This window comes from Stenotrophomonas sp. AC248 (genome assembly GCF_979258185.1).
In genome coordinates this window covers 2,591,036-2,603,133 of sequence record NZ_OZ409840.1, presented here as the reverse complement: position 1 = coordinate 2,603,133, position 12,098 = coordinate 2,591,036, and the positions used below count along the sequence as shown (strand labels likewise).

The following is a 12,098-nucleotide window of genomic DNA, read 5'->3' as shown; positions in this document are numbered from 1 at the left end:
GCAGCACAGCGTTGCAGGGCATCGTTCATGAAGGTCACCAAGGCACAGGCGCAGGCCAACCGGGCGCACATTGTCGAAACCGCCTCCACCCTGTTCCGGGAGCGGGGATACGACGGCGTGGGCGTAGCAGACCTGATGGGGGCCGCGGGCTTTACCCACGGCGGCTTCTATAACCACTTCGGGTCGAAGGCCGACCTGATGGCGGAAGCGGCCGCCTGTGGCTTTGCGACATCGGCCGAGGCGTTGGCCGGGACCGATCTGCGCGCCTTCCTGACCTACTACCTGTCCCGCGAACACCGGGATACGCCGGGGCAAGGCTGCACGATGGCGGCGCTGTGCACGGATGCCGCGCGTCAGCCGGCGTCGGTCAAGGCTGCGTTTGCAACCGGTATCGAAGCGCAGCTGGAAGACGGCTCAGGTCGCGATGGCCAGATTGATGCTGCCGCCGCCGAGCGCAGCCGTGCGCGGCGGATCGCGCTGATTGCGCAGGCGGTGGGCGCGGTGGTGTTGTCGCGGTCCTGCCCGGACGATGCGGCACTGGCCGACGAGATTCTGGACGCCTGTCGGAACGACATATTGGCGCGGCTGCCGGATGCACCTGCGGCTTGAGGCCGTGCTTCAGGGGTCGTGATGGCCAGCAGCGCCGCTGCAGGACGCGCACGAATTTTGACGCGCTCTTGGCGCCTGCTGAGGATAATTTTCTGTCATTGTTCCAGAGGAGAAGGGCAATGGCCGCCAGACAAAAGACCCCTTCAAGTCCCAAGGTGGTGAGGATCGAAGCAATGCCGCTGGACTTCGGCGAAGCCGCCGTCGTGATCGAGCTGGACGCCGAGCCGCCCAAGCGCTGGTTCAAGGCGCTCAAACGCGAGATGACGTATTCAGAGGGCTTGGAGACCGCGTCGGCGAAGTTCGACGGCTGCTTCGTTTATATCGTGGGGCTGGACCCGGCCCTGGGGAGCGCCGTCCGCTGTGCCAGCCGATTGCTTGCAGCGGTGCAGGAGGGTCTTGAACAGACCGGCATGGGGCCTCCGGACGCGTCCCATCTGGCCACAGACGACGCACTGCATACAACGGCTTCGATGCAGGCGCCGCGTCCACCTATGGGGAGTCGCCTCCGTATGTGACAGGGGACGGCTGAGACCGCGGCAGAGGACGTATTCATTCGATGCCTCAGCGGCGCAGGTAGCTGGCCAGTGTGAGGACGGTGGCTGCCTTGGACGCTTCGAGCAGCCGTAATGCAGTGGTCTTTCGGGCGCCGATGCCGGCAACCGCTTCCTGAATCACGATCGTTTCATACTCCCGGGCATTGCCATCGAAACATGTGGCCGTGATGCATGACTCCGCCGTCATCCCGGCAACGACGAGTTCCCTCACGCCAAGTTTGGCAAGCAGCACGGCGAGTGGGGTCGCAAGGAACGCGGAGTGCTTGGGCTTGAGCACGAAGTAGTCGCCGTGTTTCGGCTGGAGGATCTTGGCGATCGCCGATGACGCGCCCTCCGTGCTCAGGCAGAGCCTCACCAACTCTTTGAAATCCATCTGCCAGTTGGCGAAGTTGTCATTGGCGTAGATGACCGGATGGCCGCGATCCCGGAAATGCTGCGCGAGCCTTGCTATGTGCCGCGCGGCTTGCAGAGCCTTGGGCTTCACTTGGCCGGCATCCGGGAAGTCGAACAACGTGAACATGTCGATGATCAGGAGCGCAGGGCTGGGCATACGCATAGCTGTTCTGGCGCCTTAATCGCCCGTTTGGCCGTGAGGCTCCATCAGAGGCTGGAGTGAAGGAGCGGCGGTCCATGCCGCTCCGTGGATCACTGCTGAATCCGGGCTATGGGCCTCAGGCGGCCTTCGCGGCCTTGGCGTTGCCGCCGGACTTGGCCAGGATCGTCAGCTTCTCATCGGTTGCCTTTTCTTCTTCCAGCGTTTCCAGCAGGAGCGGCAGCGCGTCCTTGTAACCCAGCTGCTTGGCGAGGGCAGCGATGGTGCCGTAGGACGCGATCTCGTAGTGTTCAACCTTCTGGGCGCCGCCGATAAGCGCGGCATCGCGCACGGGGCCCTCCTCGATGCTGTCGATGGCTTCCTTTCCCTCCTCAACCAACCCCTCCATGGCAGCGCACTTGATGCGCTTGAGCCGAATGCCCAGCAGTTCGACGACCTGGTCGATGCGCTCGATCTGTCCCTGGGTCTCCTCAAGATGGGTTTCGAAGGCGGCGGCCAGGTCCGGGTCGGTGGCGGCGCGCGCAAGGCGGGGCAGCGCCTTGGCCATCTGCTTCTCCGCGCTGTAAATGTCCGACAGTTCGTGGATGAACAGGTCTTCTGCGGTCTTGATCGCCATGAGGATTCTCCGGGTTGGTGGTGGGTGGAGCGCTGAAGCTAGGCGCACTCTCGTTAGGCGCGTGCGCAGATCCGTGAAGGTCTGCTACACGCACGCCATGTCGACCCTGGCGCACGGCATGCACACTCCTTTCCTTGCGTCGTTCAGGCGTTGGTGACCGCCTCGCACGAGTCGTTGAACCCGCTCCCGCGCTTGGCCCAGATGCCGCAATTCAGGATGGAAGGTGTGAAGGGGCATGCAATGCATGTTCACCGGCGCCCCACCGTTGGGGGGCTAGAAAGAGGTCCAGTAGTGGACCAAGGCCGTAGGGCCGACCTCGGTAGCGGTTCGCCAGCATCTGGGCAAGTGACGGTCGGTGGGGATGTTCCGCACTGAACACCGCCGCACGCCCAGCGTCTGGAAGGCCACGTCGGATCGCTTGGGACGTTCAGGAGAAGCCGCAATGCATCGAGCCGCCGTATGTGCCACTGTCATCTTCACCTTGTCCGGGTGCGGAGGCGGCAACACAGCATCCAGCGTCCAAGCGCCCGGGGCCGAAGAAACCGCGAAGACCAAAGCGCTCGAGACCGGGGCAGCCGTGCTGCAGGACCGACCGCCGGTGGATGCCATCAACGCGTATCTGGACGGGTTCCATTTCTACAACGGTTAGATGAAGGTCCAGATGGAAGCCCATCACTACTGCGCCATCCTCAACGAGGATGTCATCCAGTGCACGATCTACGACGGCAACGTGAAAGACGCCAAGTTGATGGGGGTGGAATACATCATCAGTGAGACGCTCTTTGCAGGCCTTCCTGAGCAGGAAAAGGCGCTATGGCACAGCCACGTTCAAGAGGTGACATCCGGGCAGCTCATCGCGCCAGGGATTCCCGAGGTGGCCGAGCACGCGCTGATGGAGAAGCTCATCCATACGTATGGCAAGACCTGGCACACCTGGCACACAGACCTGGACAAGGACCTGCCCCGAGGCATGCCGCAGCTGATGATGGGATTCACCGCAGACGGCCAGGCGGATCCTGCCATGGTTGCTGCCCGTGACGCCCGGCTCGGGGTCAGTAGTGAGGACAAGCGAAAGCGCCGTGCCGACATCGCCGCGCCCTCAATCGATGCAGGCGCCGATGCCTGGCAGAAGGGGAAGGTCATCCAGATCGAAGACCCGACGGGTGGACATGCTCACGCCGGGAAGGAAGACCCCGACGCGCCGTCCGACGGGGACAAGAATGCGACGTCCAAGGGCAGCTCAGGACGGTGAGAGTGGACGTCGAGGCCAAGGCCAGGACGTCCGGTGGCTACTATCTCGTTTCGATGGCCAGAGCCAAAGGGGCCACTGGCAGCATTGGGTTGAGCTGTATTTCCCGTGCCAACGCGTGCTCCGCAGAACGCCTGGAAGGCTCACCAATAGCCGAGAGCCGCGCGTTGCTGACGGCGTGATGCCAGCCGCACTGCCCACAGCGAAAAAGCGCACCACCTGGAAGCTCCATCAGGGAGCCAAGGGTTGAGGCAGTGGTTGTGCTGCAATGGCCGCACTCCACGGTCAGCGCCAGGATTCGCTCGACTTCGCCGGAAGAGGCATAGCTCGCTTCAAAGGAGCGAATGACAAAAGATGCTGAGGTGGGCATCGTTGCTCCTGAACAGGGGGAATGAGCAGAGCATCTCCGGAAACCCGTGACGGGATTGTCGTGATGGGCCGCAGTGTTGTTCCGTCACCACTGCCGCGCCGATTGATACCCACGTCGGTGGGCGGCTGGGATCGGCCAGGCCGCGTGTTGCGTCATCCTCCGGATTCCGCCGCCGATCGCTTGCGCGCCATAGTTGTTGGTCGCGTTCGTGCCGCCATGCAACTGGATCTGCACGTTGGTCAGGTTGATCGATCCACCTGCTTCCGCGCTGACACCTTTCAGGTTGGCCTGCGCCGCGTTGCAGCTTGGCGCCATTGTGATCGTGATGCCGCTGCCGGTGAGGTTGAGCGTGACGCCGTCTCCAATGATGCGCCCGACGTTCGACGCGGAAAGTCCCGTCGCGTTGGCAGCAATGTTTGTCGTGGTGCCCGGCGGCACTGTGCACTGCACCCCGCTTGCCACCGCGGGGTTGGGGCAGGTTTGTGCATTGGCTTGCCAGGCCAAGGTGAGCGAGACGAAAAGCGCCAGATAACGGGCGCGCGGCGGCCGCCGGAGTGCCGCGGTGCTAGACATGGACCGAACACGCATGACGATTCCCCTTTGCCGCGGAGGGACGTGGCTGTGATCTAAGCGACAGCCGAGGCAAGCGTATCTTTCGGGCTTTTCGGTGGGGATACTCTCAGTAAGTATGCTGAATTTTCCTCACCTATCACGTCGTCGTGAGTCGCGTGAATACGGCGTTGAAGGTCATCGTGCGCCCCGGCGAAGCGGGGCGCAGATCCCATGCTCGCCTGGAAAGCGATCGAGCAGTCGGCCGTGCCAGGTTATGGCGCAACCTCGAGCGGCGGTGCAGTCCAGACGCCATCGAGTGCCTCTTCCTTTGGCCAGTACAGGCGCATGGCCACCATGAACGGACCCTTGGGCGCGGGTAGCCAGTTTGCTTCCTCGTCCTTTCCAGGAGAATCGTGTTGGACGTAGATGGACAGGCCGCCGTCCGCGTCCTTGCGCATCGAAGCCACCATTGGCGAATTAATCAGATAGCGATCGATGGGGTTGGCCACCAACAGGCTCGATGGCATCCCGTACATGGTCACGGACCAAAATGCATTAACAGGCGGGAGCTTCCCCGGCGGGAAGCGCAGCACATAGCGCTTGGATCCATCCAGCTTCTGACCCTCAGCATCAACCCCATACAACGGGTACATCGCCTCTTGCTTGGAATTACCGTAAATGCCGATCACGGCTGCGGCCATGCGGTACAGGTAGTTGTTCTTCAGGTATTCACGCGTACCGAGCATGTCACCTGAGGTGATTTCCCTGGCGTCGATTCGCTTCTTCAGGGCATCAAACTCGCTCCAAGCGTCGGCCATTCCCTGTTCCATGGCGGTACGGGTTTCCGGCGACAGGGTGCTGGCATCGAACGGAAGACCGGGCCCGATGCCAATCTGGGCGAAGCGCGCCCTTAGCTTCTGCTCCGAAGGCACGGTGGGGGCGAACTGGAGCGCGAAGTTCAGGATGTTGAAGAACTCCAGCGAGGTCTTTTGTGTCTGTGGAGTCAAGGGTTGGATGAAATCGATGGCAGGTGCCGTCGCCGTAGCGGGTAGTCCCTGGAACGCAGAAAGGGGTTGCACCTTGAAACCAGCCTGCACCTTCTTCACTTCATCGATATCGCGCGTATTGAACAGCTGAGTGCGATAGACCGCCAACACCAAGCTCGTTTCTGCGCGGATGACCTGAGTAACTCCCTGCGGAGTGTCGCCCTTCCATTCCGGTCCGACGATAAGGTAGTTGCCGGCGCGGCTGCCCGTCGCCCGGCTGCCGATGTAGGCAAAGTTATGGGTGTAGGCATCTATTAGTTGGATGCTGTAGTAACGCTTGGGATCCACTGCCGGCACTGTCAGGACCATTGGCTCTGCACGCAGGTCCAGCCCGAGGATTGAATAAGGGGTGTCCGAATTAGGCGTCTGGACCGCCTTGTCTTCCGGCGTATAGACCCGAGCCGTATTGTGCAGCTCGTTGAAGCCTCCCTTGTACTCGGGATTCTTCTTGTCCACGAAGTAGGCGTGCTGGACTCGATAGCTGTCCACCATCGGAAACCCGTAGATGTACGCCTCCTTTGTGATAGCGCGCACCTCATCGGCCGAAAGCACCGATGTGGCGGCCGGACCGGCGGGCTCAGCAGGCGTGGGTGGCTTGTCAGATGTCTTTTTGCATCCGCTGGCTGCGGTCAGGGCGATCAAAGCCAACAATGCCACGGCGTTCGAATTGCGTGTCACGACCCGTCTCCTTTCAGCCCTGGTTGCGTCAGGCTGCCGAATCCATACAGGCGCATCGTCAGATTGATGCTTCCTTCGGGTGCCAGTAGCCAGTTGAGTACCTTGATCTCGGCAGCGTTAGCGTTGGTTTCTTCGATGATCTGAGCGGCAGTAGTGGCTGAACGTATCAACCCTCGCATCGTGGGGGCGTCCAGTTTCTCCCATTCTGATCCGCGGTCACCTGATAGGCCGATGCCGTGGAAGGGCATCACCCTCGGATCGGCCATGCTGTGCACGTACTCCGTGAGTGGCGTAGCCCGGAGCACGGCCTGGGCGCCGACGACATAGACGTGCTCCTCACGGATCTGTTCGGAGGCAGGGATAGGGGCGCTTGCCATTGGGTTCACACCTTCTGATGCTCGGAAAGCACTTGGAAGGTCAGGTTAGGAGCGCCGACGCGGTGCGGCGTCAGAGAAAACACCGGCGAACCCTACGTATTTATACTGGCGTTGGACCGAGCATGCCATTTGCTTCCTGGCGCTATCGCTCAGAAGTGGCGGCAGATTCACTGCGATGTCCGCTCCTGGCCGGAAGCGGACCTTACGGCTGTGGCAGCGACCAATACGCTGTCCGTACGGCGGTCAGTTTCAGGACCTGATCACTTCCTCGAAAGATGCCGCCGTAATCTCCCCTACGTCCTTCCCATTTCACTCATCCCGCTTCAGCCAAGCGACCAGCGCCGTAAACGCAGGCGAGGGCTGCCGGCGGTTTGGGTAGTAGAGGTGGTAGCCGGGGAAGGGCAAGCACCATTTGTCCAACACGGCAACCAGCCTGTCCGCCGCAATATGCTCGGTGACCATCGGTTCGGGCGCATAGGCCAAGCCCAGGCCGTCCACGGCGGCATTGACGACGTGGGTCATGCTGTTGAACACCAGTTGGCCTTCGCCGCGTACGGTGAACTCCTTGCCGCCCTCCTCGAACTCCCAGGCGTAGATGGCACCGTTTGGGCGATGCCGGATGTGCACGCATCGGTGTTGCATGATGTCGGCGGGCTTCCGCGGCTTCGGATGCTTCGCGAAGTAATGAGGAGATCCAACCACGACCAAGCGCCAATCGGGTCCAACCCTGACCGCGATCATGTCCTTGCTGAGCGCCTCGCCCAGCCGGATGCCAGCGTCGAAGCGTTGTTCCACCACGTTGGTGAACCCGTAGTCCACGTAGAACTCAAGCGTGATATCCGGGTACTCGGCGAGGAACCCGGCAAGCCGCGGACGGATGATGGTCTCCATGGAATCGTCCGTGCAGGAGATCCGTAGGGTTCCGGCCGGACGGTCGCGCAGCTCCCCCAGTGCCTCGACGCTGGCGCCGATGGCCTCGAAGTGCGGTGCGATGGAGTGCATCAGCCGCTCGCCCGCCTCGGTAGGGGAGACGTTGCGTGTAGTGCGGGCCAGTAGCCGGATGCCCAGGCGTTCTTCCAGCAGCCGCATCGAGTGGCTGAGTGCAGAGGGGGTCACTCCCAGGCGAACGGCCGCCTTGGTGAAGCTCTGTTCCTGTGCCACTACCAGAAAGGCCTGGAGGTCGTTGGTCTTCACAGCGCTCATGGCCAATTGTGAGCTGAATTCAGCAATGCATCAACTTTCAGCCCGGTTATCGCGGTAGCGGCCGGCGACTATCGTGGTGACCTTCATCCCCCCGAGGCCTCCCGCGCATGAAACCGAACCGTATTGCCTGTCTGATGGCTGCGGCGATACTTGTCGGCGTGCCGGTACAGAGGGTTCATGCACAGGAAGGAAGCGCTATGAATACTGAGTCGCACGTGGTTTCTGCCACCGTATTGGATCTCCGGCAGCAAGCGATCATCCCGATGAGCGCCTCCGCAGCCGCCGGCGACATGGCAAACCTCCGGGACGCAGTGAATCAAGCGCTCGACGCGGGGTTGAGCGTGGCCGAAGCGCGAGAGATCCTCGTGCAGGTCTACGCCTATGCGGGGTTTCCGCGCAGTCTGAATGCGTTGAGCGAACTGATGAGGGTGGCAGAAGCCCGCAGGCAGCGCGGCCTTCAGGATGAAATCGGTCGCGAGCCGGGCCGGCCGATCCCCAAAGGCGACGCGTTGCTCGCTGCAGGCACGGCCAATCAGACCAAGCTGGCTGGGGGGCCGGTCTCCGGGGCTTTGTTCGATTTCGCACCGCAGGCAAATGAGTATTTGCGTACGCACCTGTTTGGCGACATCTTCGAGCGCGACAACCTGGATTGGCAAAGCCGGGAGTTGGCAACGGTCAGCATGCTGGCGGCCATGTCCGGGGTAGAGCCCCAGTTGCAGTCGCACATCGGTATCAGTATGAACATAGGGCTGCGCCCAGAGCAGCTGTATGGGATAGCGGATGTTCTCGAAGCGCGCGTCGGCCTGGAGGCTGCCGAGCGCGTCCGCCTCGGCATTCAACGTCACCTGGAGGCCCGACCCGAATGATGTTCAGGCGAGAGGCATCGTCGAGTGGCATGCACGAACGGGAGGCTTAAGTGAACAAGATACTGATCGGCACTTTCATCGGCGTGGCGGCATGCGCCTTCAGTGTTGGCGCTGAGGAGGCCCAGATGACGAGGCTCTCAAAGATCACCGTCAATGCAGACCATCTTCCCGCGTATCGAGCTGCCCTGGCTGAGGAAGTTCGCGCCTCCATGGCGCTTGAACCAGGCGTGCTGTCGCTGTATGCGGTGTTTGACAAGGAAGATCCGACGCGGCTGACAATCCTTGAGATCTATGCAAGCCGGCAGGCTTACGAAACGCATGTGAAGAGTTCGCATTTCCTCAAGTACAAGAACGGGACCTTGCACATGGTCAAGTCACTGGAGTTGGTTGATGTTGACCCTCTCTTGCCGGAACTGAAGATCAAGTAGCAGTCGGTCTGCCGGCGGGAAATGAAGTAAGTCATAGACCTTGGAACGGGTGCAGAGCAAAACGCGGGGGGTTGAGATCCAGAGCGCATCGGCGCCCCAGGCGCCGTGATTTGCTATGTTGACCACGCCCAATCCAGGGGAAACAAGAGGTGTGGCGTTTCAGTGATCGAGACCCGCCTGCTCCAACAGTTCGTTGCCGTTGCCGAAGAGCTGCACTTCAATCGTGCCGCCGAGCGGCTGCACATGGCCCAGCCCCCGCTGAGCCAGGCAATCCGCAAGCTTGAGAGCGCCGTCGGTGCGCCTCTGTTCGTGCGCACCAATCGCAGTGTGGCGCTGACCCCGGCCGGGGCGGCATTCCTTGTCACTGCGCGCAGCACCTTGCGCGCGTTGGAGGAGGGCGTGGCGCAGACGCGGCGGGTGGCGGAAGGCATTGAGGGCCACCTTACGCTGACCTTCATCAACATCGCGCCCTACGCCCCTCTGCTACGCGCGCTTCGCGGTTTCCGACATGCTTCCCCCGGCATTTCGTTCACCATGGTGGAAGCCACGACCCAGGAGCAGGTGATCGCGCTGGAGCAGGGCAGGGCGGATATCGGGTTCATGCGGACGCCCGGAACCTCTGTCCCGCACCTGCGCCTGGCCACCGTGTCCAGCGAACCGATTGTCGTCGCGCTGCCTGCCGGCCATCGGCTGGAAGCGGCCCCGACCATCGCGCTGGAACTGCTCAAGGACGACGCGTTCGTCGCCTCACCGCGGACGCTCGGCAAGGGGTTCCATGACCAGCTCCTCAGCCTGTGTCACGCAGCGGGGTTTGTTCCCGACATCGTGCAGCACGGCCGACAGATGCAGACCCTGATCGCCCTGGTAGCGGCTGGGTTCGGCGTAGCGCTGCTGCCCGCGTCCCTGGCGACGAATGCGCGGACGGACGTGGTGTTCCGCCCGCTCCAGGTGGACACTTCCGATGCGCTGTCCCGCCTGGACCTGTTCATGGCGTGGAACGAGACCCGGGCATCGGCGATCCGCGACCGGTTGATACAGGCGGTCCTGGAGACCTTGCCATCGCCCTGATCGGATGAGACGCGCCGCGTCTTGGTGCGGTATGCAGACAGTCCTTCACCCGCACCAGGCAAGCCACTAGTCTTCGGCAGCCCCGCTGTTGAGGATCTGCAATGCCCGCCGCCATCTATGTATTTTCGCTGTGCGCATTCGCGTTCGGTCTCTCCGAGTTCGTCGTCGCGGGGCTGTTGACCGCCATTGCCGACGATCTGGATGCGCCGATTTCCCTCGTCGGTACGGCCATTGCCGCTTACGCACTGGGTGCCGCCATCGGGGCGCCGTTCATCACCGCGCTGGTCGCCCACTGGCGGGACAGGCATACCCTGCTGCTGGCGACGGCCCTGCTTGGGGTGGGCAGCCTGCTGATGAGTGCGTCGCCCAATCTGATGGTTCTGCTGGCTGTCCGCTTCGTGGTCGGCCTGGGCCACGGCGTGTTCATGGCGGTGGCCTCCGACGCGGCCACCCGGCTGGTGGATCCACAGCGATCCGGTCGGGCGCTGTCGGTGGTGTGGATCGGGCTGACGCTCGCACTGGCCATCGGCGTTCCGCTCGGCACCTATCTGGGAAGCCTGTGGTCCTGGCGCGTGGTGTTCATGGCTATCGGCGTGCTCAGTGTCGGCGGCATGCTTGGACTGGCGCTGTGCATGCCGCGCGGCGTGGCCGAGGTGGAGTCAACCGGCGCTGGCGCATGGAAGGGCATCCAGGCCATCACCCATCCCCAGCTGCTGATCACCGCCGGTATCGGCGCGCTCGTCAGCATTGCCACGTTCTCGTTCTTTACGTTTGTCTCGCCCTACCTGCAGCAGGTCACTGCGGTGGGCGTGCAGTGGCTGAGTATGGGGATGCTGTTGTTCGGCATCTGTGCGATTGCCGGCAATCTCCTGGGGGGCTTCCTTGCCGACGCGATGGACGTGGATCGCAGCATCCGGTTGGCGTTGGTCGCGTTGACGCTGAATCTGCTCGGCCTGTACGGCGTGGCAAGCATGCCGGTGCCGATGATGCTTCTGATCGGCACGCTGGGCATCTGCTTCTTCGCCATCGTGACCCTGTTGACGCTGCGGCTGCTTAGGCAGGCCCAGCGCTTCATTCCCGCCTACAGTTCGGTGGCGGCGGGGTTGAACATCGCCTCTTTCAATCTGGGGACTGCGCTGGGCGGTGCATTGGGCGGTCTCACGATCAGCTATGCGTCATTGGCGTCCATCCCGCTGACGGGCGGGTCGGCCGCGGTGCTTGCGGTGATGGTGTTGTCCCTGCAGAGGCGGCGCCAGGGAGAGCTGGAGTCTTCGGTTACCTGACCGGCATCGGCGCGTTGGATGGCACGCGCTCTGGTCGGCCGAGGCGCGCACAAGGCGGCGCCCGCACCCTGCTGCTGCGGGTGCTGGTGGAGGGCCTGGCGATGCGGGGCGTGCGCGAACCCGGGCTGGCGAAGGAAACCTTGGGGAGACTGCTGACGGCTGCGATCGCGCGCGTGCTGGGGGAGTGAGTCATCTGACGCCTTCCGCAGTGATCGGCGATATCGAGACCGCGGGGGAGTAAAATGCCCCTTCCGCCGATGCGTGGCCGAGGCTCATCGCAATGCCCTATACCAACAGCGACACTCTACTGCGGCTGCGCGATCAGATCCCTTCCTTCCGGTGCATCGTCGGGTGCCACGACTGCTGTGGCCCGGTCACGGTGTCGAGCGAGGAGATGGCGCGCCTGCCTGTGAAAAGCGAGGCCGAGCACGATGCCGCCCTGGCCGAACTCAGTTGCCCCTACCTGGGTGAGCAGGGGTGCGAAATCTACGCGGAGCGCCCGCTGATCTGCCGGTTGTTCGGGACCACCCCGCGCCTGCGCTGTCCGAATGGCCAGCGGCCGGTCTATATGATCGATGAGGCAGTGGAGGAGGAGATCCATCGCTATCTTGGCAGCACGCGGCAGGTGCTGCTTTAGCCGAGCGGG

General features: G+C 62.7%; 15 protein-coding genes. 9 read left to right on the top strand and 6 right to left on the bottom strand.

What is annotated here, in order from left to right:
* Positions 1 to 27 precede the first annotated feature (27 nt).
* Together ACZ0AE_RS11875 and ACZ0AE_RS11870 are read left to right on the top strand one after the other, a co-directional pair.
* Positions 28 to 609: a TetR/AcrR family transcriptional regulator gene (locus ACZ0AE_RS11875; RefSeq protein ID WP_463601212.1), complete on the top strand. Its 582-nt coding sequence runs from the start codon at positions 28 to 30 to the stop codon at positions 607 to 609.
* A gap of 173 nt (positions 610 to 782) precedes the next feature.
* The gene (locus ACZ0AE_RS11870) at positions 783 to 1,124 is read left to right on the top strand and encodes a hypothetical protein (protein WP_447594312.1); all 342 of its coding nucleotides are present in this window, start codon (positions 783 to 785) and stop codon (positions 1,122 to 1,124) included.
* Between the two features lie 46 nt (positions 1,125 to 1,170).
* Here ACZ0AE_RS11870 and ACZ0AE_RS11865 read toward each other — a convergent pair whose 3' ends face one another.
* Both ACZ0AE_RS11865 and ACZ0AE_RS11860 read right to left on the bottom strand, forming a co-directional pair.
* On the bottom strand, positions 1,171 to 1,713 hold the full coding sequence (locus ACZ0AE_RS11865) for a cysteine hydrolase family protein (protein WP_448134849.1): 543 nt from the start codon (positions 1,711 to 1,713) through the stop codon (positions 1,171 to 1,173).
* A 121-nt stretch (positions 1,714 to 1,834) separates the two neighbouring features.
* Complete coding sequence (locus ACZ0AE_RS11860; RefSeq protein WP_038687788.1) at positions 1,835 to 2,332, bottom strand: YciE/YciF ferroxidase family protein; 498 nt, start codon at positions 2,330 to 2,332, stop codon at positions 1,835 to 1,837.
* Between the two features lie 442 nt (positions 2,333 to 2,774).
* Here ACZ0AE_RS11860 and ACZ0AE_RS11855 point away from each other — a divergent pair, with 442 nt between their 5' ends.
* The gene (locus tag ACZ0AE_RS11855; RefSeq protein WP_463601211.1) at positions 2,775 to 2,981 is read left to right on the top strand and encodes a hypothetical protein; all 207 of its coding nucleotides are present in this window, start codon (positions 2,775 to 2,777) and stop codon (positions 2,979 to 2,981) included.
* Positions 2,982 to 2,993: 12 nt separating this feature from the next.
* Positions 2,994 to 3,584, top strand: a complete 591-nt coding sequence (locus ACZ0AE_RS11850; protein ID WP_463601210.1) for an OBAP family protein — start codon at positions 2,994 to 2,996, stop codon at positions 3,582 to 3,584.
* Between the two features lie 451 nt (positions 3,585 to 4,035).
* Here ACZ0AE_RS11850 and ACZ0AE_RS11845 read toward each other — a convergent pair whose 3' ends face one another.
* The 4 genes from ACZ0AE_RS11845 to ACZ0AE_RS11830 all read right to left on the bottom strand — a co-directional run bounded on the left by ACZ0AE_RS11845 (position 4,036) and on the right by ACZ0AE_RS11830 (position 7,807).
* Positions 4,036 to 4,524 (bottom strand): hypothetical protein, encoded by a 489-nt coding sequence (locus ACZ0AE_RS11845; protein ID WP_463601209.1) that lies wholly within the window; start codon positions 4,522 to 4,524, stop codon positions 4,036 to 4,038.
* Between the two features lie 251 nt (positions 4,525 to 4,775).
* Positions 4,776 to 6,227, bottom strand: coding sequence for a DUF1254 domain-containing protein (locus ACZ0AE_RS11840; protein ID WP_463601208.1), 1,452 nt, complete (start codon positions 6,225 to 6,227; stop codon positions 4,776 to 4,778).
* Positions 6,224 to 6,604, bottom strand: a complete 381-nt coding sequence (locus ACZ0AE_RS11835; protein WP_463601207.1) for a hypothetical protein — start codon at positions 6,602 to 6,604, stop codon at positions 6,224 to 6,226. Before ACZ0AE_RS11835 ends, ACZ0AE_RS11840 begins: the two co-directional genes overlap by 4 nt.
* Before the next feature lie 309 nt (positions 6,605 to 6,913).
* On the bottom strand, positions 6,914 to 7,807 hold the full coding sequence (locus ACZ0AE_RS11830; RefSeq protein ID WP_463601206.1) for a LysR family transcriptional regulator: 894 nt from the start codon (positions 7,805 to 7,807) through the stop codon (positions 6,914 to 6,916).
* 197 nt (positions 7,808 to 8,004) lie between these two features.
* Here ACZ0AE_RS11830 and ACZ0AE_RS11825 point away from each other — a divergent pair, with 197 nt between their 5' ends.
* The 5 genes from ACZ0AE_RS11825 (at position 8,005) to ACZ0AE_RS11805 (ending at position 12,089) form a co-directional block, all read left to right on the top strand.
* Positions 8,005 to 8,673: a carboxymuconolactone decarboxylase family protein gene (locus tag ACZ0AE_RS11825; RefSeq protein WP_463601205.1), complete on the top strand. Its 669-nt coding sequence runs from the start codon at positions 8,005 to 8,007 to the stop codon at positions 8,671 to 8,673.
* A gap of 50 nt (positions 8,674 to 8,723) precedes the next feature.
* Positions 8,724 to 9,101: a putative quinol monooxygenase gene (locus ACZ0AE_RS11820; protein ID WP_463601204.1), complete on the top strand. Its 378-nt coding sequence runs from the start codon at positions 8,724 to 8,726 to the stop codon at positions 9,099 to 9,101.
* Positions 9,102 to 9,263: 162 nt separating this feature from the next.
* Positions 9,264 to 10,169 (top strand): LysR substrate-binding domain-containing protein, encoded by a 906-nt coding sequence (locus ACZ0AE_RS11815; RefSeq protein ID WP_463601203.1) that lies wholly within the window; start codon positions 9,264 to 9,266, stop codon positions 10,167 to 10,169.
* A 101-nt stretch (positions 10,170 to 10,270) separates the two neighbouring features.
* Complete coding sequence (locus tag ACZ0AE_RS11810; RefSeq protein ID WP_463601202.1) at positions 10,271 to 11,452, top strand: MFS transporter; 1,182 nt, start codon at positions 10,271 to 10,273, stop codon at positions 11,450 to 11,452.
* A 280-nt stretch (positions 11,453 to 11,732) separates the two neighbouring features.
* Positions 11,733 to 12,089, top strand: coding sequence for a YkgJ family cysteine cluster protein (locus ACZ0AE_RS11805; RefSeq protein ID WP_038687801.1), 357 nt, complete (start codon positions 11,733 to 11,735; stop codon positions 12,087 to 12,089).
* Positions 12,090 to 12,098: the final 9 nt, after the last annotated feature.

What these genes read in the sequence shown, in the direction of transcription:
- ACZ0AE_RS11875 (WP_463601212.1), top strand. Translation starts at nt 28, where the DNA reads ATGAAGGTCACCAAGGCACAGGCGCAGGCCAACCGGGCGCACATTGTC.
- ACZ0AE_RS11870 (WP_447594312.1), top strand. Translation starts at nt 783, where the DNA reads ATGCCGCTGGACTTCGGCGAAGCCGCCGTCGTGATCGAGCTGGACGCC.
- ACZ0AE_RS11865 (WP_448134849.1), bottom strand. Translation starts at nt 1,713, where the DNA reads ATGCCCAGCCCTGCGCTCCTGATCATCGACATGTTCACGTTGTTCGAC.
- ACZ0AE_RS11860 (WP_038687788.1), bottom strand. Translation starts at nt 2,332, where the DNA reads ATGGCGATCAAGACCGCAGAAGACCTGTTCATCCACGAACTGTCGGAC.
- ACZ0AE_RS11855 (WP_463601211.1), top strand. Translation starts at nt 2,775, where the DNA reads ATGCATCGAGCCGCCGTATGTGCCACTGTCATCTTCACCTTGTCCGGG.
- ACZ0AE_RS11850 (WP_463601210.1), top strand. Translation starts at nt 2,994, where the DNA reads ATGGAAGCCCATCACTACTGCGCCATCCTCAACGAGGATGTCATCCAG.
- ACZ0AE_RS11845 (WP_463601209.1), bottom strand. Translation starts at nt 4,524, where the DNA reads ATGTCTAGCACCGCGGCACTCCGGCGGCCGCCGCGCGCCCGTTATCTG.
- ACZ0AE_RS11835 (WP_463601207.1), bottom strand. Translation starts at nt 6,604, where the DNA reads ATGGCAAGCGCCCCTATCCCTGCCTCCGAACAGATCCGTGAGGAGCAC.
- ACZ0AE_RS11830 (WP_463601206.1), bottom strand. Translation starts at nt 7,807, where the DNA reads ATGAGCGCTGTGAAGACCAACGACCTCCAGGCCTTTCTGGTAGTGGCA.
- ACZ0AE_RS11825 (WP_463601205.1), top strand. Translation starts at nt 8,005, where the DNA reads ATGAATACTGAGTCGCACGTGGTTTCTGCCACCGTATTGGATCTCCGG.
- ACZ0AE_RS11810 (WP_463601202.1), top strand. Translation starts at nt 10,271, where the DNA reads ATGCCCGCCGCCATCTATGTATTTTCGCTGTGCGCATTCGCGTTCGGT.
- ACZ0AE_RS11805 (WP_038687801.1), top strand. Translation starts at nt 11,733, where the DNA reads ATGCCCTATACCAACAGCGACACTCTACTGCGGCTGCGCGATCAGATC.